Here is a 22042-nt window from a genome sequence, read left to right as displayed (position 1 = left end):
GTTTAATGCGTGAACCGCGCTGACAAAATGATTGAGACGCGGGTGGGAAACGCATTGTGCACCGGGAGGCACGATGAACGATCCGATCCTCGAGATGCGCGGGGTCTCAAAATCCTTCTTTGGCATCAAGGCGCTGCGTGCCGTCGACCTCACCGTCTATGCCGGTGAAGTTCATGCCCTGATGGGTGAGAACGGCGCCGGCAAGTCGACGCTGATGAAGATCCTGTCCGGCGCCTACAGGCCCGATCCCGGCGGCGAGATCCGCATCGAGGGCAGGCCGGTGCGGATCGAAGGTCCGCTCGGCGGCCGCGCCGCGGGCATCTCCATCATTTATCAGGAATTGTCGCTGGCTCCCAATCTCAGTGTTGCCGAGAATATCTATCTCGGCCGCGAGATGTCGCGCTCGGGCTTGCTGGCGCGCGGCGCCATGCGCGAGGGCGTCGGCCCCATCCTGAAGCGACTGGGCGCGGACTTCCTGCCATCGACCCTGGTGGCGCACCTCTCCATGGGCCAGCGGCAACTGGTCGAGATCGCCCGTGCGCTGCACGTGCGATCGAAAATCCTGATCATGGACGAGCCGACCACCTCGTTGTCGGCCGCCGAGAGCGAGCGGCTGTTCGCGCTGATCCGGCAGCTTCGCTCTGAGGGGCTTGCCATCATCTACATCTCGCATCGCATGGACGAGGTCTACGCGCTCGGCGACCGCGTCACGGTGCTGCGCGACGGCCGCCTGGTCGGGGCGCTCGACAAGCAGGACATCCGCGCCGACACCATCGTCCGCTTGATGGTCGGGCGTGACGTCTCCTCGTTCTACAAGAAGGATCACGATCCGGAGGCGGGGCGGGGACATCCCGTGCTCGCAGCGATCGACATGGCCGACGGCCGGCGTGTCAAAGGCTGCTCGCTCACCGTGCATGCGGGCGAAGTGGTCGGCCTCGCCGGCCTGATCGGCGCGGGCCGCACCGAGCTTGCGCATCTCATCATCGGGGCGGCGCCCAAAACCTCGGGTCGGCTCGAGCTGGAGGGACGCCCGGTCGAGATCCGCACGCCGGGTGAGGCGCTCGAGGCCGGCATCGCCTACCTGACCGAAGACAGGAAGGCGCTCGGCTTGTTCCTGGACATGTCGTGCCTGGACAACATCAACCTCGCGGTGCTTGGCCGGGACGCGAAGTTCGGCGGGTTCCTGGACCGCGACAAGGCGCGCGCGCGCGCCGACAGGGCCTTCGCGGGACTCAGCATCCGCGCCGCCAATGTCGGCGTCGCCGCAGGTAGCCTGTCCGGCGGCAACCAGCAGAAGGTGTTGCTGTCGCGGCTTCTCGCCATCGCGCCGAAGGTCCTGATCCTCGACGAGCCGACGCGTGGCGTCGACGTCGGCGCCAAATCCGAGATCTATTCGATCATCGACAATCTCGCCAAGGCCGGCACTGCGATTCTCGTCATCTCGTCCGACCTGCCCGAGATCATCGGCATCTGCGACCGCGTCGTCGTGATGCGTAGCGGGCACATCGCGGGCGAGGTCAGGCGAAGCGAGGCGGCGCCGCTGAACCAGGAAGACATCATGACGCTCGCGACGGGGATGGAGCAAATCGATGCCTGACAATGCCGCTTCGAAGGCCCAGCCCGCCGCGACGACGACCAACGGTGCCGCCGCCGAGACAAAGCGTCAGCGGATGAGGGTGCTGATCAGCGCGCTCGGCATGCTGCCGGTGCTGCTGATCCTCTGCATCGGCTTCCACCTGCTGTCCGAGGGCCGCTTCTTCACCGGCCAAAATCTCGGCATCGTGTTGCAGCAGGCCGCGGTGAACACCGTGCTCGCCGCGGGCATGACTTTCGTCATCCTTACCGGCGGCATCGACCTTTCGGTCGGCTCGATCCTGGCGGCCTCCGCGATGGCGGGGCTGACGCTGTCCAAGCTGCCGGAGCTCGGGATGCTGTGGCTGCCGGCCGCGCTGCTCACGGGCCTTGGCTTCGGAATCGTCAACGGCGCGCTGATCGCGCTGCTCCGTCTGCCGCCCTTCATCGTCACGCTTGGCTCGCTCACCGCGGTGCGTGGTCTGGCGCGACTGCTCGGGGCCGACACCACCGTGTTCAATCCGTCGATTCCCTATGCTTTCATCGGCAATGGCTCGCTGACGCTCGTTCCCGGCGTCGCGTCGATCCCGTGGCTCTCGGTGATCGCCTTGCTGGTCATCCTCGTCTCGTGGCTGGTGTTGCGCCGGACCGTGCTCGGCGTGCACATCTATGCGGTGGGCGGCAATGAAAGCGCGGCGCGGCTTGCCGGCATCAAGGTCTGGGCCGTGCTGATCTTCGTCTACGGTGTCTCCGGACTTTTCGCCGGGCTCGGCGGCGCCATGCAGGCGGCGCGGCTCTATGCCGCCAACGGCCTGCAGCTCGGCCAGTCCTACGAGCTCGACGCGATCACCGCCGTGATCCTCGGCGGCACCTCCTTCGTCGGCGGCATCGGCTCGATCTGGGGCACGCTGGTCGGCGCGCTGATCATCGCCGTCCTGTCGAACGGCCTCATTCTCATCGGCGTCTCCGACATCTGGCAATATGTCATCAAGGGCCTGGTGATCATCGGCGCCGTGGCGCTGGATCGCTACCGGCTGCAAGGCTCGGCCAGGACCTGACAGGCCGACGCAGCCGGGTGCGCGCGGCTCAATGCGAGATTCCGTTGCGGCAACTGGTCTGCCGTGCCGGGGATGAAGACAGACCAGGGAGGAAGTCCATGTTGAAGACGATCATGCTCGCCGGCGCCGCGACGGCGCTTGCCCTCAGCACCGCGCCGTCCTTTGCCAAGGAGCTCAAATCGATCGGCGTCTCGCTGGGATCGATGGGCAATCCGTTCTTCGTCGCACTGTCGAAGGGCGCCGAGTTCGAGGCGAAGAAGACCAATCCCAACGTGAAGATCACCACCGTCGGTTTCGAATACGACCTCGGCAAGCAGGTCACCCAGATCGACAATTTCATCGCCGCCGGCGTCGACCTGATCCTGCTCAACCCCGGCGATCCCAAAGCGATCGGGCCGGCGATCAAGAAGGCGCAAGGCGCAGGCATCGTCGTCGTGGCCGTCGACACCGCGGCCGAAGGCGCCGACGCCACCGTGACCACGAACAACGTGCAGGCCGGCGAGATCTCGTGCCAGTACATTGTCGACAAACTGGGCGGCAAGGGCGACGTCATCATCGAGAACGGGCCGCAGGTCTCCGCGGTGATCGACCGCGTCACCGGCTGCAAGAACGTCTTTTCGAAAAATCCCGGCATCAAGGTGCTGTCCAGCGACCAGGACGGCAAGGGCTCGCGCGAGGGCGGTCTCACCGTCGCGCAGGGTTATCTGACGCGCTTTCCCAAGATCGACGCCATCTTCGCCATCAACGATCCGCAGGCGATCGGCACCGACCTTGCGGCGCGCCAGCAGAACCGCACGGGCATTATCATCACCGCGGTCGACGGCGCGCCCGATATCGAGGCCGCACTGAAGGATCCGCAGTCGGCGCAAATCCAGGCCTCGGCTTCGCAGGATCCGTTCTTCATGGCGCGGCGAGCGGTGCAGGTCGGTGTCGGTATTCTCAACGGCCAGAAGCCGGCCTCGACCGTCGAGCTGCTGCCGTCCAAGCTCGTGACCAGAGACAATGTCGCCGAGTACAAGGGCTGGACCTCGGATCGTTCTCAGTAGAACGGCGCAGCTGCCGGGAGCGCTTCGACGATGAGATGACGGACGGCGTTTGATCCACGCCGTCTGTTCGGCCGCCCGGGCTAGCTGGCGGGAGAGGCGCTGGTCCGCGGAGACAAAAGCGCCGACGGGAGATTCCTCGTGAAGGCGCGGGCCTTGGGCTGAACCCGCGATCCGTCGATCACCTCGAGCCGGCCGCAGCGGTTCAGGGTGTGCAGCTTCCTGCCGGGCCAAGCCGGGCCCGGCTTGAGAGAGTGACGGACGATCTGCCTGTACGTCGTCGGCGACAGCTCGATGATCTCCGCGAGGCCGAGCGCTGCGCCGTAGCCATCGGCGCAGTCCTGCACCGGCCGCCACAGTTTGCCATCGAGGGCGACGAAATTCCCCGCCGGCCGCGTGCTCGCGCGGTCGATCAGGACCGGGTTGCTGGCATGCGGCCGCCATGGCCCGAGCAGGTGGTCGGCGTAATAGATCGCGAGCGAATCCGAATAGCCGCCGGTGCCGTCGCGCCAGGCGCCGAACAGATAGTTCAGACCGTTGTGCCGCGTAATGGTCGAATCGGCGAGCTCGAGGCCCGACAGCAGCGTCGCGTGCCGCTCCCACTTGTCCGGGAACCGGACGCATTTGTAGAGCGCGACGTCGCCGTGGAGCGAGCTCTCCGGAATCATCCACAATTCGCCGTCGTCCTCGATCAGGAACGGATAGGAGAGGTGCCAGGGCTCCTCCAGCACCGGCACGACCTCTCCGATCGGGCCGGTATCGTCGAACTCGATCGCCGAGATGATGCCTCTTCCCACGCGGTGATCGAGGTCCTCGAAGAAGACGAAGGTTCGTCCGCGCCAGGTGATCGGGAAGGGATCGGCATAGAAATGGTTTCCGGGATCGCCGAGCACGGTCCAACGCGGTCCGGACAGATCTCCGGTCTGCCAGACGCCGGGACCGTCATTGAAGCGCCATCCGACGTGCCAATGCGGCGCATAACAGCAGAGGCGGTAGACCTCCTTGGCGATCGACACCGCAAGACCGCGCAGGACATAGGCTGCCGGCCGCTTGCTGTGACCGCCTGAGGCAGGACGCGCGAGTTGCGGCACGATCCGCGGCCGTTCCGACAGGATGGCCGCCACCATGGTCAGGGTTCTCGCCATCACCGTTTCGAGCGCGCCGCTGAGGCCGGCCGCGATCTCTGCGGACGGATGGCCGCGATCGAGCACGGCGCCGTCGACCTCGTTGACGATCTCGATGACAGGCAGATCGCCGGCGAGAATGGCGGCAAGCGCGGCATTCTCGCCGGCGGTGCCATTGAACAGGGGGCGAAGATACAGCCCGGCCGGACAGTTCGGATCCCGCGCCGCGCCCGTGAAATCGACGATCACGTCGGCCGCGCCGCTGCGCGTCTGCGTCCGTTCCGGACTGAGCTTTAGCCTGTCGGCGCCGCTTTGCTTGCCCTTGTGCAGCACCATGCGCTCGAGCTCAAACAGTGCATCGAGCCCTGCGGGCCGCGGCTCCGCCGTTGCCGTCCATGCGATCTGGACCGGGACATCCCCGCCGTCGATCGGCAGCGTGTCGCGCGCCATCCATTGTCGCGCATGGTCACGTTCACAGCGAAACTCGATGATCATGTCGAGCCCATCTAGCCCAGTGCGCCGGTCAGATGACCTGGCCGAGAATTCGAACGTATTCGTCCACCATTGCATCGACCGAATAGCGCAATCTTAGGCCTTTGGCGTTTTGTCGCAGCTCGTCGCGCAATGCCTGGTCAGTCAGGAGCCTGGAGACGGTGGCCGATAGCTGTGCATGATCGGCGGCGTCGACGAACAAGGCCGTCGGCCTGCCTTCGACGGACAACACCTCGCGCAGCACCGGAAGATCGGTCACGACGGAGGGAACACCGGCGTTTGCGGCCTCGACCGCGGCAAGGCCGAAGGTCTCGGCTTGCGTCGGAAATACGAAGACGTCGAGACAGGCGAGGAAGTCCGCCATCCGGCGCGGGGCGATTTCGCCGAGCAGGTGCAATCTGTCCGAGACTTTCAGATCAGCCGCGAGCTGTCGCAGCCGCGCTTCGTCGCCGCCTCGGCCGGCGAGGGCAAGGTGCCAGGACGGTTGATCCGGGAGGAGGCGTATCGCCGCATCGAGCCGCTTGTGCGGGTGCAGCCGCGCTGCACAGCCGAGCAATGTGCGGTCCGGCGGCAGGTTGAATGTCTGCCGCGCAGCTTGCTTCGGCAGGGTGAGCGCCTTGTCGTCGAAGCCGTGCGGGACATGCACCATGCGCGAGCGGTAGGCCGCGGGGTAGTGCGAATATTCGCGCTCCATGTCCTTCGAGTTCAGCGTGATGCAGTCGAAGAAGCCGAGGCTGCCCATGGCGATATCGGCGGTGCGGACCGGCCAGCTCATCGATAGCGCGGATGACACCTGATTGGCGATGACGGGCGCGCGGCTGACGAGACGCGTCACGCCGGCGCCGATGACGTTGCCGAAATGCTGGAACGTCAGGACGGCATCGGGCTTCGTCGCCCTGATATGACCGCCGAGCGTCCGCAGCATGCGCAGCAGCGCCAGCGGATTGCCGGGCCGGCGCGGGGCGCAGTAGAGCGTCTCGGGCGGCTCGTCGAAGGACTCCGATTTGCGGAAGAAGAACAGATTGGTGACGCGGTAGCCGCGCGCGGTCAGCCCGGCGCCGAGCAGCCTGGAGATCTCCTGCGCGCCCGCGTTCTCGGCCTGGGTCTGCATGAGAAGGACATGCAGGTTGCGTCCGCTGCCGTCCGACTGCGTGAGTGCTGTCGCTGTCGTCGCGCCCAACGCCTTGTTTGGCTGGTAATGCAGCACGGATCCCGACCCGGTAAGGAAATCTTCACTTTCTTAACTCGGTACCTATCATGCGGGCATCGCGCAGACATCGACTAGCAACAAACGGAGTTAATGCGCGGCTTGCCGGAAGGGCATCATTCCCGAGGGAATTCCGCATCCTTCCGCAAGAAATGATGCGAGCGCGTTAACCAGTTGGTCATAGTTGAGCAAGGCGCGGGTAACCGCCGCTTAACCATAGATATTTACGTTGGGGCAGGCCACTGAACAGTGTTCGCCAGTTGAATCCGAGTAAATTCCATGACGTTCGGTCGCCGCGCAGACCCGACCAGTTCCGGATCGACCGGTGTCTCCGCGTCGTGGCAGAGCCGGAATGCGTCGAATGGTGAGGCGCGCGGAGCCGCCGCGCGCGGTGCGCTCACGACCGCCGGCGCGCTTGCCTTCATCCGCGACAATGCTCGCCGTATCCTGACGCTCGCGCTCGCGATCTTCGCGCTCGGCGTCGCCGTTCTCCTGGTCATTCCGGTGCGATACGCAGCGACTGCGCTGGTCGTCGTCGATCCGCGCGAGCAGCGCGTGACCACGGAGCAGGACGTGCTGCCGGGCATCGGGCAGGACAGCGCTGCGCTGCAGAGCCTGGTCGAAGTCGCCAAGTCCGACGGCTTTCTCAAGCCGCTGATCGAGCAGCTCAAGGTGAGAGACGACGAGGACATCTCCGGGGGACACACCGACCCCGCGCGCGTTCTCGAGAGATTCCGCAACCGCATCGATATTTCCCGTCGCGGCCTGACCTATGTCATCGCCATCCGCTTCACCTCAAACCGGCCGGACCGGGCAGCCTATTATGCCAACGCCATCGCCGAGGCGTTCGTCGCCAGCCAAAGAAGCATCCGTACCGAGGCGACCGATGAGGCCGCCGACTGGCTGAGCAGCCGGCTGAAGACATTGAACGACCGGTTGAAGGCGTCGGAGGACGCCGTTGCCGCATTCAAGCTCGATCACCGCATCGTCAACGCCGGCAAGGACTCCACCACCCAGCAATTGCGCGTGACCGAGCTGTCGCAGCAGGTCGCCGCCGCACGCGCGCGGACCGAGGAGGCGAAAGCCCGCTACGAGCAGGCACAGCGTGACGTGAAGGGGAACGTCGAGAGCCCGGTCAAGCACGACCTGCTGAGCGCTTTGCGCGCCCAGCGGTCGGCGCTCAACGATCAGATTGCGCAGAAGCGCGCGGTGCTTGGCGATCGCCACCCCGACCTCGTGATGTCGTACAGCCAGCTGAACGATCTCAACCGGCAGATCGAGGTCGAGCGGAGCAAGGGCATCGACACCGCGAAATCGGAATACGAGGCGCAGCGCGATCAGCAGAAGGCTCTGGAAGGCCAGATGAAGGCGGCGGAATCGCAGCTCCTGGTCGATGGTCAGGCCCTGGTGAAGCTGCAGGAGCTGCAGCGCGACGCCGAGGCCAACAGGAACATCTACGAGCAGTTCCTGTCGCGGTCCAAGACCACGAACGAGCAGCGCCTGTTGCAGAGCTCGCAGACCAAGATTGCCTCGTCCGCGATTCCGCCGCTGCGCTCGACCCTTCCGCCGCTGCCTTTGCTGCTCGCCGCGCTCGCGATCTGCTCGTTGCTGACATCAACGGCGGTCGTTGCCGCAACAGGACGCGGGTCGGATAAGCCCGTTCCGCAGGTTCACGCGCCCGAGCCGGCTGAGCGCCAGCCGGGGGCATGGGCACGTCCGCCGGTATGGGCCCGCGTTCCCGAGCTGACGTCGGGCGAAGGTCCCAGAAACATTTGGCAAGGTCCGGTGTCCGCGACGGCCGAGCTCGATCTCGGTCCCTATCTTCGCCCGCTGCTTGAGAAGCTGGAGAGAACGCCGGGCCCCCACGGCAAGGTCGCCCTCGTGCTGTCGGTCGGCAAGCGCGCTGGCGGCAACACCGTCGCGCGCTCGCTGAACCGGTGGGCGGTGAACACGGGGAAGCTGAGCGTCCTGATCCGGGTCGATCCCGACCTCGGCGGTGTCCAGGCTGCCCACGCCAACGCCCTGGCGGAGGGCATGACCACGGCGGATTTTCGCAGCGTCGATGAGCTTCTCGGCGCCGGCAACCGGCCCGAGCCGTCGCCCGCGGACGACATTCGTTCGGAGTTCGATCTGATCGTCGTTCACGCGACGTCGCTGGCGTTGCAGCCGGAGGCGGCAGCTCTGGCCGCTCATGCCGATCTTGTCATTCTGGTCGCGCGCGAGGACGCCGTCGATTCAGCGGCCATGCGCAGGGCAACGGCTGCGCTCTCCAGGTTCAACGGCGTGCCGACCGGGATCGTCGTCAATCACGTCCCGGCTGATCCATCGGCGCCGCGCCGGGGCGAGGTGGTGGGCCTGGCCGGTTGAACCGGCGCTTATTCGGCGGAATCGACGCTGCGGACCGCATAGGTGCCGCGCTTGGATGCAGAGAAGCGCAGCAGCGCGAGAATTGACGGATCGACTCCGGTCCGCCGGCGGCACAGGATGTTGAGGGCGATGGTCGCGAGCGCCAGCGACACAGTGGCTGAGATCGCAGCGCCGAGCACGCCGAGCCAGGGAATGAGGATGAGAAATCCGACCAGCCGCAACGCGACGTTGGCGGCGACCACCGGCACATATTCTCGCTCGTAGCCGGTCAGTTGCAGGATCGCCGCAGCTGGACCGCCCGCCGCCTGGAAGGCCGTTCCGATTCCGAGCACGATCAGGACCCAGTGCTGCGCGGCGAAGTGCGGCCCGAACAGATTGAGAAGATAAGGGCCGCCAATCCAGATCAGCAGAAGTCCGCTGGTCACGCAGAGCGCGGTCACTTCCGCCATGAGCTGCAACGTGCGCTCGAACTCCTCATGGTTCTTGCTGAAGTATAGCGAGGGAAGCCGGCGCGCGCCGAAGCTGTACAGCGCGGCCGAGAGCATGGCGAAAATGTTGGCGAGCCGCGAGGCGGCGAAATAGATTCCGGCGGTGGCCGGATCCAGCATCCAGTAGACCAGGATCACGTCGAAATACTGGTTCGCGGCTTCGAGGATGGACGCGACCCAGAAATGAAGCGCGCTCGATCTCCAGCGGGGCGTCTCGGAGCGCGCCGCGGTGCCGCGGAAGTCCGGCAGCGCGCGTGTGATCGCAATGATCTGCGCGCCGAGGCCGATCGACATGGCAATCGTCATCACGGCGATCAATTCGGCGGGGTCGAGCCGGCGATGACCGGCCAGGACGGCGATCAGAAACAGGACGACGCTGACCCGCCAGAAAAACTCGCGGTTTCCTTCGCCCATGAGGATACTGACCAGGGAGCGTGCGATCTGGCTGCCGAGCATCAGCCCGGCATTCACGGCGGTGTAGAGCGAGACCGCGACGATCAGCAGCCACCCGTCGCCCCGTAGGCTCGCGACGATCGCGATTGCGCCGATCGCGATCAGCATCGCGACGGCGGAAATCTTCGAGCTCGATAGCAGCACACCTTTGGTGAGGCCGGGCTGATCTGCCACCCGGTACTCGTTGAGGAATCGGACCAGAAGCGATTCCTGGCCGACCAGGCCCACCACCGATGCCATCTGGGCGATCGACAGCCAGGTCGCAAAGATGCCGAACCCGTCGGGCGACATCGTCCGCGCCGCCAGCGAGAACAACGCGAACGCCAGCGCGCCGCTGCCAACCTTGAGCAGGATGGTGCCGGCAACACCGCGCGTCACGTCGCGCCGCATGAATTGGACGATGGATTCGATCATGGAAGTCGAGGGACAACTCTCCCTTGAAGGGACACGCTCCGATACCGCCGGCAACCTAGCATGTCGAAAAACCGCGAGTGTTAATGCGAGACCTTCAGGATATTGCTGGCCGCGACGATGTCGCGACGACGCTGGCTGCTTCATCGTGATACACGGCCGTCCCGATCGTCCCGGATCAAGCAAAGCCTCGGCCGTTTGGATGCCGAAATGGTTGCCGGAAGGGGGTAGCCCCAGGCAGAGTCCGGGGTCAGCCCGATATCCCGGGCAAAGCGCGTGCCGCGACATCATCGGGCAGGATCGACCCTGCGGTTCGTTAACCTCGATCCGCGGAAATCATCGCGTTTGGTCCTGCGATGCGAGATCAGGCGGGAGAATTGCACGAGAGAATTGCAAATAGGACCACCGTTAACCGTGGGAGCCTGAACCATGACGGCGGATCAAACCGCGGGCGGGCCGAACGCAGCAGCCGGCGCCGCGGCCACGGCTGTCGACGTTGCGATCGTCGGCGGCGGCCTTGCGGGGTCGCTCGCGGCGGCCGTGCTCGCGCGGGCCGGACATCGCGTTGCGCTGGTCGACAAGCGCGCGGTTTATCCCGAGGAATTCCGGGTCGAGAAGATTGGCGGCCATCAGCTGGAGATGTTCCGCCGGCTGGGCTTCCTCCACGGTCTCGAGAGCGTCGCGTCTCCATACGACCGCGTGCTCAATATCAGGGAAGGCAAGGTGGTCGATGTCAGCGTCGGCCAGGCTTATGGGCTTCCTTACGCCGATCTCGTCGCCATGGCGCGCGGCCAGATTCCCGATCCATCCGCGTTGATCGTCGACGAGGTCACGGCAGTGAGCTGCAGCGACGATGTCCAGCATCTCGTGCTCGCTTCCGGGCGGCGCCTGACTGCGCGTCTCGTCGTTCTGGCGACCGGCATGGCGGGAGCTCTCGGCTATAAGCTCGGCATCAGGCGGCGCGTGCTGGCCGAGCGCCACTCGGTCTCGTTCGGCTTCACGATTGCGCGCCGCGATGGCGCGCCGTTCGATTTCAAGGCGCTGACCTGCTACGGCGAGCGCACCGCCGACGGCGTCGATTATCTCAGCCTGTTTCCGGTGCGCGCCGGCATGCGGGCGAATCTCTTCATGTTCCGCGATCCGACCGATCCGGTGATGCGCGATCTGCGCCGCGACACGGAAGCGACGCTGCTGCGGCTGCTGCCGGGATTGCAGCCCTATCTCGGCGATTTCCAGGTGACGGACCGGGTGCAGAACTGGGTGATGGACCTCTCCGTTGTCGAAGGGTATCTCCAGGGCGGTGTCGTGCTCATCGGCGATGCGTTCCAGACCAACTGTCCGGCCGCCGGCACCGGCGTTGCCCGTCTGCTGGTCGATGTCGAGCGTCTCTGCACCGAATATGTGCCGCGCTGGATAACGACCTCGGGCATGGGCAGGGAGAAGATATCCGAGTTCTATGTCGACCGCGACAAGGTCGCGGCAGACCAGCAATCGCTGAAGATGGCGCGCTTTCGCCAGGCGCTGACGTCCCGCAACGATATCAGCTGGGACATGCGGCGGCGGCTGCATTTTCTGCGGCGAAGTATTGCCCATCGGGTCGATCAAATGCGGCCGGGCTGGCTCGCGCAGGTCCGCAGCGCGCTACGCGCCTGAGCAGTTGACAGCGCCGCGCCTCTCAGCGCGCCGGCGTCGAGCTGCGGGTCGGCAACAGCCTGAACTCCGAGACGCGCTTGGCCGCCAGCTTGAGCCAGGGGGCCTGCTTCAGCGCGAACAGGGCAATCGCGCCGGCAGTGCTGCCGGCCTGCGTGACCGTCCACATCGGCGAAGGCTGCCCGCCGAACAGTTTCTTGTACGGCTCGTCGCCGATGGTGAAGTCGAGCATCTGGTCGCCGCGCTCGATGCAATCCTTTGCTACTTGCTCGAACATCAGTGCGCCGAGCGACTGGCTCTTGTATCCGGCGATGTCGAAGGCGCTCATGATGACGAGGAAGCTGCCCTGATGGCACAATCCGAGCACGGCGGCGATCACCTCGCCGTCCATCTTCATGGCGTAGAGCCGGACGAAATCGCCGAGTCCGCGGACGGCCACGTCGGAATAGAAACCGTAATATTCGGGGCGCTGGAGCAGGTCTCCGTCGCCCTGCGACTGGAATCGCGGACCGCGGAATTTCCGCATCACGTCCAGTGCCTCGAGCACCGAGGCGCTGTCATTGCAGCATGAAAAGCTCAGCGCGCCCTTCTTCTGGAGCTGGCGATATTTCTTTGCGAGCTCCTTCTGGTAAGAGCGATCCATCGCACTGGCGCGCCACTTGTCGAACGGCGCGACGAGAACGGTCGCATAGGCATTGGTGTCCATCGCGACGCGCCGGGGCGCATCCAGCAGATTTTCGATCGGAAGCCGCCCGTCGGGAAGCTTGGTCATCCGGAGCAGGTCGAACGGACCAACCAGGCACCGGATCTCCGCGCAGGCGCTCTCGTCTGCGAGAAGCTGGGAAAATACCTTGGGACTGCAAACCGGCGCCAGATAGTCGGAGACGCGGAGGTCGGCGAATTCGACGGTCCGTATCGGTCCATGCCGGACCCGCAGCAAGGGCAACACCATCGCAAGGGCGCGCGTCGCGCGATGGCGGACCACGACGACCAGAGCATCTGCCCCGGCATGAGAGGCGAGCCTCGTGTAGAGACTGTGCAGCCAGAGCGGATGCTGGAAGGCGGTGGCGGCCGAGCCGTCGAACAGCTCTGCATATTCCGGTGACAGGAAGTCGAAGGCCTGCTCGACGGCGATATCGAAATGGATGCTAGGCCTGTTCATGCGCAACCAGAAACCAGATAATCGGCAGGATCGATCGAGCCGGGTCTGCGCTTTATAGCAGGGGAGTTACGGGCGAGACACCGAAGGCGTGCGATTTGCATTAATAGACCGGGCAAAGCTCATATCGTTAACGGACTCTTAAGCGCTTGGGCCGAGCGGCTGCGGTGGTCGCGCCGCACTAGCAGATTATTAACTGCGCTTTAGGAAAGTCGTCTCATGGCCAGCCTGCAGACCGAGGTGGATTCTGAGGCGCTCGAGAGCGCGTACTGGAAGACGCGCAGCGTCGGCGTCGAGAAGCTTGCCCGAGCCGCCATCCTCTGCTCGATCACCATCAACGTGGTCGCGTCGATGGGTAATTTCCACACCGCGCTGCTGCCGGAACAGCTGAGCAATCTGCAACAGGCGGTGGCGATCCTGATGTGGGCCGTCCTCATTTACGCAAGCGCATTCGTGCGCCCGCGTCTGCGGTTGCAGCTCAATCCCGATCTGATCGCGCTGCTCGCATTCTATACCTTCGCCGTCGTCTCGGTGCTCTGGTCCAGCCTGAGCGCTGCGGCCTTCATGAAGAGTGCGGCGCTGGCGATGACGACATTCGGCGCATTCTGTCTGATCACGCGTGTCGACATCGACGAGATCGTGGGGGCCGTCACCGCGGGGCTTTTCATGTCGGTCGCCGCATCGGCGTTCTTCGCGCTTGCCATGCCCGATATCGGGGTCGATCATAGCTGGATGCACGACGGTCAATGGCAGGGCATCTATGAATCGAAGCAGACACTCGGCTTCGTCGGCGCCTATCTGATGTTCTTTGCCTGCTACCGGAAGATGACCGGACAGGGATGGATTGCCTTCCTCGCCGTCTTCCTCCTGGCGGCAGTTTGCGTCCTCGCGTCGGAATCGCGGGGCGCCGGTGCCGTCGCGCTGGCCGCCTGCGCGCTGCTGGTGACCTCGATGTGGTCGGTCGGCTGCATGAGACTCTATGCGATCCTGCCGGTCGTCATGTGCATTCTGGCGGCTGCCCTGATCCTCTACTTCTATGTGACGGGGTATGATGCCATCCATATCGGCGATGCCAGCATCGATTTCACCGAGCGCACTTTCATCTGGCAGTACGCCATCAGCCATCTCGACGATGCGCCGCTGCTCGGATTCGGCATCAACGGCTTCTGGACGGTCCCCTCGATCTACGATTATTTCGAGCAGAACCACGGGTGGGTGCTCGACAATTATCACAGCGGCTACATCGCGATCCTGATGGAGACGGGATTTCTGGGCTACGTGCTGTTCGCCGCGAGCATCTTCCTGTTCTCGACCAAGGTCCTCCACCTCATTTCCGCGCGATCCATCGACCGGTCGAATTGCGCGCTGATCATCGGATTTGTCGTCCTCAGTTTTCAGTCCAATTTTACCGAGACGATGTTCCTGCGTTCGACGATGTTCACGTCGGTGCTGCTCGTGGCGTTCTTCTTCGCGACATGCAGGCCGGTGCCGCAGGCGGACGTTTAGCCTTTGGAAATGGAAGCAAGATGATTGCCACCCATGCGCGCTGGCCGAGAGGTTCCTATCTTGCAGCAACGGCGCTTTTCCTTGCGTCGCTGTTCTCTTGCGCCACCCATGCGGCCGAGATGACGAGGTTGGGGCGTGGCATCAACATTCTCGGCTATGATGGAATCTGGGAAGGCGGTCAGAACGCGCCGTTCCGCCTGGATAATTTGACGGCGATCAAGAAGGCCGGATTCTCGCATGTCAGGATCAATTTCTTCGGCTTCAAGTTCATGGGCAGCGGGAATGTCCTGGACGAGGTCATCCTCGGGCGGCTCGACACCGTCATCGAGGAAATTCTCGCGAGGGGCCTCATCCCGATCGTCGACGAGCACGACACCCACCTTTGCCAGCGCGACGTTTCGGTATGCGGCGACAAGCTCAGGGCGTTCTGGCGGCAGATCGCCGAGCGCTATGCCGGCAAATATCCCGCGCTCGTCTTCGAGGTCCTGAACGAGCCCGGCGGGCAAATGACGTCGGGCAGCTGGAATTCACTGCTCAACGAATGTCTCGCCATTATTCGTCGCACCAATCCCGACCGGCAAGTGGTTGCCGCCGTTCTCAACATCGACGAGATCCCCATCGACCAGCTGGCTCTGCCGGCCGACGACAGGAATCTCATCGTCACGTTCCATTACTACGCGCCGATCCGATTCACGCATCAGGGCGCGCCGTGGTCTCGAACGTTCGCGCGGATCGGGCCGCTCGATTGGGGCAGCGCGGACGACGAAGCCAAGGCTGCCGCCGACTTCGACAAGATGAAGCTCTGGGCCGAGAAAGAGAAGCGCCCGGTCTATCTCGGTGAATTCGGCGTGTACGAGCGTGCGCCGTCCGACAGCCGCCTGAGATATCTGTCGTTCATGGCGAGAAGCGCCGAGAAGCGCGGCTGGTCATGGGCCTATTGGCAGTTCGACCACGACTTCGCGGCGTTCGACAGCGCGCGCCAGGCCTGGAAGCCGGACATCCTGCGCGCCCTGATCCCGCCGCCGCATTGAGGCGAACAGGACCTGGGAAGGCGCCTCGTCAGGCCGGGCTGGGCCGTCCGGACACTTGGGGATAATGGCATATTGCCACTGTCTTGCCCGACGGGTCAAGGCTAATTTCGCTAAATCAGAAAACGCTTTGTGGTCCAACCCCATGGCTACTGTGCATGGGGTTGTTTTCCGATTTTCAGCGAACGCGCAGCGCGATCGACACACCTGCTGCACCTCGGTGTACCCGCAGGAGGGTGAGTTCGTCAGCTAACGCCGTTCCGGCAGCGCGTAGGCGCGAACATAGTCGCCGAGCTTGGTGCCGAACGAGCCGTGGCCGCCGTCGACCGTGACGACGTATTGCCTGCCGCCCGCTTCATAGGTCATCGGCGTCGACTGGCCGCCGGCAGGAAGGCGGTCCTGCCAAAGCTGCTGGCCGTCGCGGACGTCGAGCGCGCGGATGTAATCATCCATCGTTCCCGTGATGAAGATGACGCCGCCCGCGGTCACGATGGGGCCGCCCAGCATGGGGACGCCGAGCTTGAAGGGCAGCGGCAGCGGCGCCTGATCGCGGATCGTGCCGATGCGATGTTGCCAGACCAGCTTGTGCGTCTTGAGATCGATGGCTGCGATGTTGCCCCAGGGCGGCGCGAGGCAGGGGATGCCGAGCGGTGAAAGGAAGATGCCGAGATCGACGCCATAGGGGGCGCCGTACATCGGCTGTACGCCGAGCTCGGTGCCCGGAGGATGCGCCGCGTTCGGTGCGGCCGGGTTGTCCTTGCCGCGCGGGACGAGGCGGGAGACGAACGGAATCGATTGCGGGTTCGCGATGGCGATCTGACGCTCGGGATCGACTGCAATGCCGCCCCACTCGAACATGCCGAAATCGCCGGGGAACACCAGCGTGCCCTGTTCCGAGGGCGGCGTGAACGGCCCCTCATAGCGCAGGCGCTTGAACTTGATGCGGCAGGCCAGCTGGTCGAACATCGTGCTGCCCCACATCTGCGCGTCGGTGAGCATGCCGGGCGGGCGGAAGCTCAATTGCGAGAAAGGCTGGGTTGGCGACAGCCGGTCGCCGGGCGCGGGTCCTTGCGGCACTGGCTTCTCCGGCGCGGGCACGAGCTGATGCCCGTCGCGGCGGTCGAGCACGAAGATGTCGCCGGTCTTGGCCGGGATATAGATCGCCGGCGTCACGCCCTCGTTCGAGCGCAGATCGACCAGGCTCGGCTGCGACGGCATGTCCATGTCCCAGAGATCGTGATGCACGTTCTGGAACGACCAGCGCAGCTTCCCGGTGTTGATGTCGAGCGCGACCAGCGCCGAGTCATAACGTTCCTCGTCAGGCGAACGGCCGCCGCCCCAGATATCCGGCGAGCTCGAGCCGAGTGGCACGTAAACAAGGCCGAGGCTCTCGTCGACCGCGGAGATGCTCCAGGAATTGGGGGAGCCCGGGGTGAAATGATGCGACGGCGAAGGCATCTCGTTCGGGTCGGGGTTGCCGGCATCGAACGCCCAGATCAGCTTGCCGGAATAGACGTCGAATCCGCGGATCACGCCCGACGGCACGCGGTCGGAATAATTGTCGATGACAGCGCCGCCGACGATCAGGATCCTGTCCGTCACGACCGGCGGCGAGGTGCCCTCGTAGAAGCCGAGCGTCTGGATCTCGCTGCCTTGCTTGAGATCGATCTGACCGTGATCACCGAAGCTCTCGCAAGGCTTACCGCTCTGCGCATCCAGCGCGAACATCCGTCCGTCATTGGTCGGAATGAAAATGCGCGCCGGACAGTCGGCCGGAGCGGGCGCGCCGTCGGTGGTGACGGCGCCGGGCTTGGTGGCGTGATAGGACACGCCGCGGCAGGTCATGTGCTGGAAGGCCTTGTTGTGCTGGACCTGCGGGTCGAACTTCCAGCGCAATTTCCCGGTCGCAGCCTCGAGGGCAAATACGATCTGATGCGGGGAGCAGGTGTAGAGGAGGTCGCCGACCTTGAGCGGAGTTGCCTGGTTGGTGATCTCGTCGGGATCGTCAGGCCCCTTGTGGTCGCCGGTGCGGAATTCCCAGGCCAGCGTCAGATCCTTCACATTGTCCCTGGTGATCTCGCTCAGCGAGGAGTATCGCGTCCCGAAGCCGCTGCCGCCATAGGCGGTCCAGTTCTCGGCCGCGCCTGCCGGCGCGGAAGAAGCAATGGCGCCGGTCGTGTCGCCAGTGGCGATCGTGCCCGCGAGATCGTGGCGATCGCTGGTCAGGGACATGCCGAGAACGACGGCTGCAACGACCAGCACGAGGCCGAGCGCCCATCGTGCCGCCCGCGAGCGGGGGCCGAGGCGCGAGGCAATGAAGGGCAGCAGCAGCCATACGCCGAGCGGCGCAAGCACGTCGCCGCGCGGTGCCAGCGACCAGAAATCGAGACCGGCTTCCCAGATCGCCCACGCCATGGTGGCGGCGAGCAGCGCAGCATAGACCCAGAGCGCCTCGGCACGACGGCGCGCGAGCAGCCAGCCCGTGAGCAGAAGCATGATCCCGGCGACGAGATAGTAGATGGAGCCGCCAAGGGCTGCGAGCCAGGCGCCGCCGGCGAGGAGCGTCAATCCCATGATGACAATGGCCACGATGGTCACGGCCAGCAATGGCGCCTCACGCAAGGAGATCCCTGAACGATGTGTTGGAGTCATGATGCCTGCTTCAGCGTGGTGACGAGTGCGGGTATGCCGCGCGTCCAAGCACGCGCAGCGCTTCCGGCATGGTCAGATCCCGAACTGCCGATGTTTCGTTGCGGCAATGTCTCTGCGGCCGAGAGGTTCCTGCAAAGCCAGGAACCGTTGCAGGAGCCCTCCGTTAGCGGGAGTAAATCCTCGGAGTGGTTCGATGACTGAATACCCAAAGCCTCCTTTTCCCTCGCAGCAGCAAGCGATGCCCGGTTCGACGCGCGCGATGGACCCTCGACCGGATCACGGCGAGGAGAGTTACAAAGGTGCCGGACGCCTCGCCGGCAAGAAGGCGATCATCACAGGTGGCGACAGCGGGATCGGCCGCGCGGTCGCGATCGCCTATGCCCGTGAAGGCGCGGACATCCTCATCGCCTATCTGAACGAGGACGAGGATGCGGCCGAGGTCAAGGCGCTGGTCGAGCGGGAGGGCCGCAAAATCGTCCTGATCCCCGGCGACATTCGCAGTCCCGATCACTGCCGGTCCATCGTGCGCCGCGCAGTCGAAGAGCTTGGCGGCATAGACATCCTCGTCAACAATGCGGCCCATCAGGCCACGTTCAAGGATGTCGAGGAGATCAGCGACGAGGAGTGGCAGCGGACGTTCGAGACCAACATTCACGCCATGTTCTATCTGACCAAGGCTGTCGTACCGCATATGCGCCCGGGAGCTGCGATCATCAATACGGCCTCGGTGAACTCCGACATGCCGAATCCGAGCCTGCTCGCCTACGCCACGACGAAGGGCGCCATCCAGAACTTTACGGGCGGGCTCGCCCAGATGCTGGCCGGGAAGGGCATTCGGGTCAACGCGGTCGCCCCAGGGCCGATCTGGACGCCGCTGATCCCGTCGACCATGCCAGAGGAAACAGTGAAGAATTTCGGCAAGCAGGTGCCGATGCAGCGCGCCGGCCAGCCGGCCGAGCTTGCAACGGCCTATGTCATGCTGGCCGACCCGCTCTCGAGCTACACCTCGGGCGCCACCCTCGCGGTGACAGGCGGAAAGCCGTTCATCTGAACGGGTGGGCAATGTCCTCCTGCTGACCTAGCGCTTGAACGCGGTGCGGCCGGCGGCGTTGAAGGCGCGCTTTCCGGCGCTCACCGATATCACGCGGGCAGGCGGCTTCGCGCGCGCCTGCTGAAATGGTAGCAGTCCGGCGAGGTCTCATCCAGCTCGCAGGATCTGCAACATGATTGACAGCTTCACCATCCGCGCGATCGAGGCGTTCTGCTATCGCTATCCGCTGGCAACGCCGGTGGTGACCTCGTTCGGCAAGATGCTGAACCGGCCCGCCGTCTTCGTTCGCGTGATTGACGAGGACGGCGTCGAGGGGTGGGGCGAGGCCTGGTCCAACTTTCCAGCTCCCGGCGCGGAGCATCGCGCCCGGCTTGTGAACGAGGTGCTCGCGCCCAGCCTCGTCGGACGCAAGTTCGACGGGCCCGCTGAGGCCTTTGAGACTATGACTGAGGGCACCGAGGTGCTGGCGCTGCAATGTGGCGAGCCGGGTCCATTCGCGCAGGCCATCTCGGGCATCGATCTTGCGCTGTGGGATCTCTTCGCCCGACGCCAGAACATGCCGCTGTGGCGGCTGCTCGGCGGGCAGTCGGGCAGGATCAAGGTCTATGCCAGCGGCATCAATCCCGGCGGCGCCGCACAGACGGCCGAAGCCGCCCTCAAGCGCGGCCATCGTGCGTTGAAGCTGAAGGTCGGGTTCGGTGCCGAGACCGATCTCGCCAACGTCTCAGCACTGCGTGCGATCGTCGGCGAAGGCATGCTCGCCATCGATGCCAATCAAGGCTGGTCGGTGGATCAGGCATTGGAGATGCTGCCGCGGCTTGCCGGGTTCGATCTGCGTTGGCTGGAAGAGCCGATCCGCGCCGACCGGCCGCGCGAGGAATGGCGCAGGCTGCGGGCGAACGCGATGATGCCGATCGCTGCGGGCGAGAACATCTCCAGCGCCGAAGACTTTGAACAAGTCCTGGCCGAAGACGTACTGAGCGTGGTTCAGCCCGACATCGCCAAATGGGGCGGGCTTAGTGCCTGCGCCGGCCTCGCGCGCGACATTCTGACATCGGGCAAGACCTTCTGCCCACATTACCTCGGCGGCGGCATCGGACTGCTTGCCTCGGCGCATCTGCTCGCCGGCATCGGAGGCGCCGGCTGGCTGGAAGTCGATGCCAACGACAATCCTTTGCGCGATCTGTGTTGCGGTCCGGTCCTCAATGTGAGCGAAGGCGCGGTTGAGCTGAATCAGGAGCCCGGGCTCGGGATAGTGCCTGATCTCTCCTCTATCGCGCGCTATCGCAGCATCTAGACTCGCTCCGGCGGAAGCGGGCGCACTCTGGCGACGGTTCGGAGTGCTCGACCTGCGCGCTGCCGAGATCGTCGATCTCGCCGCTCATCGCCTTCAGGCTCTTTTCGTTCGTCGTCGACCGTGGTGGTCCAGCATGAGGTCCATAGGTCAGAATTCTAGTTGCGTACCTCAAAAATCGAGGGCAGGATTGCAGCCAAAGAATAAAAGCCGGTTGGGAGGAAGATATGAGACTCCTCGGGAAGCTGGGGCTCGCCGCTGCCGCATGCCTGCTTTTGGCCAGCGCCGCCGCAGCCGACACGACGGTCAAGTGGCTGCACATCGAAGTCAATCCGGCGCAGGTGAAAATCTGGGAAGAGGTTGCGCGCGCCTATGAGGCGTCCCATCCCGGCGTCAAGGTCGAGATGCAGTTCCTCGAGAACGAGGCCTACAAGGCCAAGCTGCCCACCATCCTGCAATCGAAGGACCGGCCGAACATCATCTACAGCTGGGCCGGCGGCGTCCTGAAGGCGCAGATCGAGGCCGGCGTGCTCGATGACATCACCGATCAGGTGAAGGGTTACAGCGACAGCCTGACGCCGGCGGCGCTTGCCGCGTTCACCAGCAATGGCCGCGTTTATGGTCTGCCGACCGCGCTGTCGCAGGTTGGCTTCCTCTGCAACAAGGAGCTAATGGCGAAGGCGAAGGTCGATCCCGCCGGGATCAAGAACTGGGACGATCTGCTTGCTGCCGTGAAGGCGTTGAAAGCCGCCGGCGTGACCCCGATCGTGGTCGGCGGCGCCGACAAGTGGCCGCTGCACTTCTACTGGACGCATCTTGCGGTGCGTATCGGCGGCAAGGCGGCGTTCGAGGCTGCGCTGCGCGGCGAGGACGGCGGTTTCGCCGGCGAGACCTTCCAGAAGGCCGGCGAGCTGTTCAAGCAACTGGTCGATCTCCAGCCGTTCCAGAACGGCTTCCTGGGTTTCAAGAACCCGCAGGCGGTCGGTTATTTCGGCGACGGCAAGGCGGCGATGACGCTCGCGATCAGCACGGTTTATCATTTGCAGCGCGCGCTCGCTGCCGACAAGGTCGGGTTGAGCGACGACAAGATCTGCTGGTTCGACTTCCCCGTCGTGGCCGGCGGCAAGGGCGCGCCCACCGATACGCTCGGCGGCATCACCGGTTGGTTGACTACAAAGGGCTCGCCGAAGGAGGCTGTCGATTTCCTCAAATACTTCGTCTCCAAGGAGGTGCAGACGCGGCTTGCTGCGGGCAACTTCATCATTCCCGTGGTGCAGGGGGCCGACGCGGGTCTCAACAATTCCTTCATGAAGTTGATCGCGGCCAATCTGGCGAAATCGAACTACCACCAGGACTTCTATGATCAGAGCCTCGGCCCCTCGGTCGGGCGCGTTGTCAATGACGTCACCGCGGAAATCGCCGGCGGCAGCATGAGCCCGCAGGAGGCTGCGAAAGCGATCGAAGCAGCGCGGAAGCAAGGTAACTGA

15 protein-coding genes are annotated in these 22042 nt (G+C 64.5%); 10 read left to right on the top strand and 5 right to left on the bottom strand.

Annotation, left to right across the window (positions count from 1 at the left end):
* The first annotated feature begins 73 nt into the window (after positions 1–73).
* From JJB99_RS25040 to JJB99_RS25030, 3 genes are all read left to right on the top strand, one after another.
* On the top strand, positions 74–1597 hold the full coding sequence (locus JJB99_RS25040) for a sugar ABC transporter ATP-binding protein (RefSeq protein ID WP_200494931.1): 1524 nt from the start codon (positions 74–76) through the stop codon (positions 1595–1597).
* On the top strand, positions 1590–2630 hold the full coding sequence (locus tag JJB99_RS25035) for an ABC transporter permease subunit (protein ID WP_200494930.1): 1041 nt from the start codon (positions 1590–1592) through the stop codon (positions 2628–2630). The genes JJB99_RS25040 and JJB99_RS25035 overlap by 8 nt, the downstream gene beginning before the upstream one ends.
* 98 nt (positions 2631–2728) lie before the next feature.
* Positions 2729–3676: an ABC transporter substrate-binding protein gene (locus JJB99_RS25030; RefSeq protein WP_200494929.1), complete on the top strand. Its 948-nt coding sequence runs from the start codon at positions 2729–2731 to the stop codon at positions 3674–3676.
* An 80-nt stretch (positions 3677–3756) separates the two neighbouring features.
* Here the strand turns inward: JJB99_RS25030 and JJB99_RS25025 are convergent, their stop codons facing one another.
* Together JJB99_RS25025 and JJB99_RS25020 are read right to left on the bottom strand one after the other, a co-directional pair.
* Positions 3757–5292: a glucosamine inositolphosphorylceramide transferase family protein gene (locus JJB99_RS25025; protein ID WP_200494928.1), complete on the bottom strand. Its 1536-nt coding sequence runs from the start codon at positions 5290–5292 to the stop codon at positions 3757–3759.
* Between the two features lie 28 nt (positions 5293–5320).
* Entirely contained in the window at positions 5321–6496 is a 1176-nt protein-coding gene (locus JJB99_RS25020; RefSeq protein WP_200494927.1) for a glycosyltransferase family 4 protein, read from the bottom strand.
* Positions 6497–6775: 279 nt separating this feature from the next.
* On the opposite strand from JJB99_RS25020, the gene JJB99_RS25015 reads away from it, so the two are divergent.
* On the top strand, positions 6776–8863 hold the full coding sequence (locus JJB99_RS25015; protein ID WP_200494926.1) for a GumC family protein: 2088 nt from the start codon (positions 6776–6778) through the stop codon (positions 8861–8863).
* An 8-nt stretch (positions 8864–8871) separates the two neighbouring features.
* Here the strand turns inward: JJB99_RS25015 and JJB99_RS25010 are convergent, their stop codons facing one another.
* Positions 8872–10218, bottom strand: coding sequence for a lipopolysaccharide biosynthesis protein (locus tag JJB99_RS25010; RefSeq protein WP_200494925.1), 1347 nt, complete (start codon positions 10216–10218; stop codon positions 8872–8874).
* A gap of 426 nt (positions 10219–10644) precedes the next feature.
* Between JJB99_RS25010 and JJB99_RS25005 the strand changes: the two genes are divergently transcribed.
* Complete coding sequence (locus tag JJB99_RS25005) at positions 10645–11868, top strand: FAD-dependent oxidoreductase (protein ID WP_200494924.1); 1224 nt, start codon at positions 10645–10647, stop codon at positions 11866–11868.
* A gap of 22 nt (positions 11869–11890) precedes the next feature.
* Here JJB99_RS25005 and JJB99_RS25000 read toward each other — a convergent pair whose 3' ends face one another.
* Entirely contained in the window at positions 11891–13027 is a 1137-nt protein-coding gene (locus tag JJB99_RS25000) for a GNAT family N-acetyltransferase (protein ID WP_200494923.1), read from the bottom strand.
* A 216-nt stretch (positions 13028–13243) separates the two neighbouring features.
* Between JJB99_RS25000 and JJB99_RS24995 the strand changes: the two genes are divergently transcribed.
* Both JJB99_RS24995 and JJB99_RS24990 read left to right on the top strand, forming a co-directional pair.
* Positions 13244–14530, top strand: a complete 1287-nt coding sequence (locus tag JJB99_RS24995) for an O-antigen ligase family protein (protein WP_200494922.1) — start codon at positions 13244–13246, stop codon at positions 14528–14530.
* Between the two features lie 20 nt (positions 14531–14550).
* The gene (locus JJB99_RS24990; RefSeq protein ID WP_200494921.1) at positions 14551–15561 is read left to right on the top strand and encodes a glycoside hydrolase family 5 protein; all 1011 of its coding nucleotides are present in this window, start codon (positions 14551–14553) and stop codon (positions 15559–15561) included.
* A 246-nt stretch (positions 15562–15807) separates the two neighbouring features.
* Here JJB99_RS24990 and JJB99_RS24985 read toward each other — a convergent pair whose 3' ends face one another.
* Complete coding sequence (locus JJB99_RS24985) at positions 15808–18210, bottom strand: glucose/quinate/shikimate family membrane-bound PQQ-dependent dehydrogenase (RefSeq protein ID WP_200494920.1); 2403 nt, start codon at positions 18208–18210, stop codon at positions 15808–15810.
* A 193-nt stretch (positions 18211–18403) separates the two neighbouring features.
* Between JJB99_RS24985 and JJB99_RS24980 the strand changes: the two genes are divergently transcribed.
* The 3 genes from JJB99_RS24980 (at position 18404) to JJB99_RS24970 (ending at position 22042) form a co-directional block, all read left to right on the top strand.
* Positions 18404–19261: an SDR family oxidoreductase gene (locus tag JJB99_RS24980; RefSeq protein WP_200494919.1), complete on the top strand. Its 858-nt coding sequence runs from the start codon at positions 18404–18406 to the stop codon at positions 19259–19261.
* A gap of 172 nt (positions 19262–19433) precedes the next feature.
* Complete coding sequence (locus tag JJB99_RS24975; RefSeq protein WP_200494918.1) at positions 19434–20558, top strand: mandelate racemase/muconate lactonizing enzyme family protein; 1125 nt, start codon at positions 19434–19436, stop codon at positions 20556–20558.
* A 224-nt stretch (positions 20559–20782) separates the two neighbouring features.
* Entirely contained in the window at positions 20783–22042 is a 1260-nt protein-coding gene (locus tag JJB99_RS24970) for an extracellular solute-binding protein (RefSeq protein ID WP_200494917.1), read from the top strand.

Origin of the sequence: Bradyrhizobium diazoefficiens, from assembly GCF_016616235.1 — a bacterium.
Lineage (GTDB): Bacteria > Pseudomonadota > Alphaproteobacteria > Rhizobiales > Xanthobacteraceae > Bradyrhizobium > Bradyrhizobium diazoefficiens_H.
Note: the sequence above shows the minus strand (reverse complement) of the source record. Positions and strands in the feature narration are given on the sequence as shown.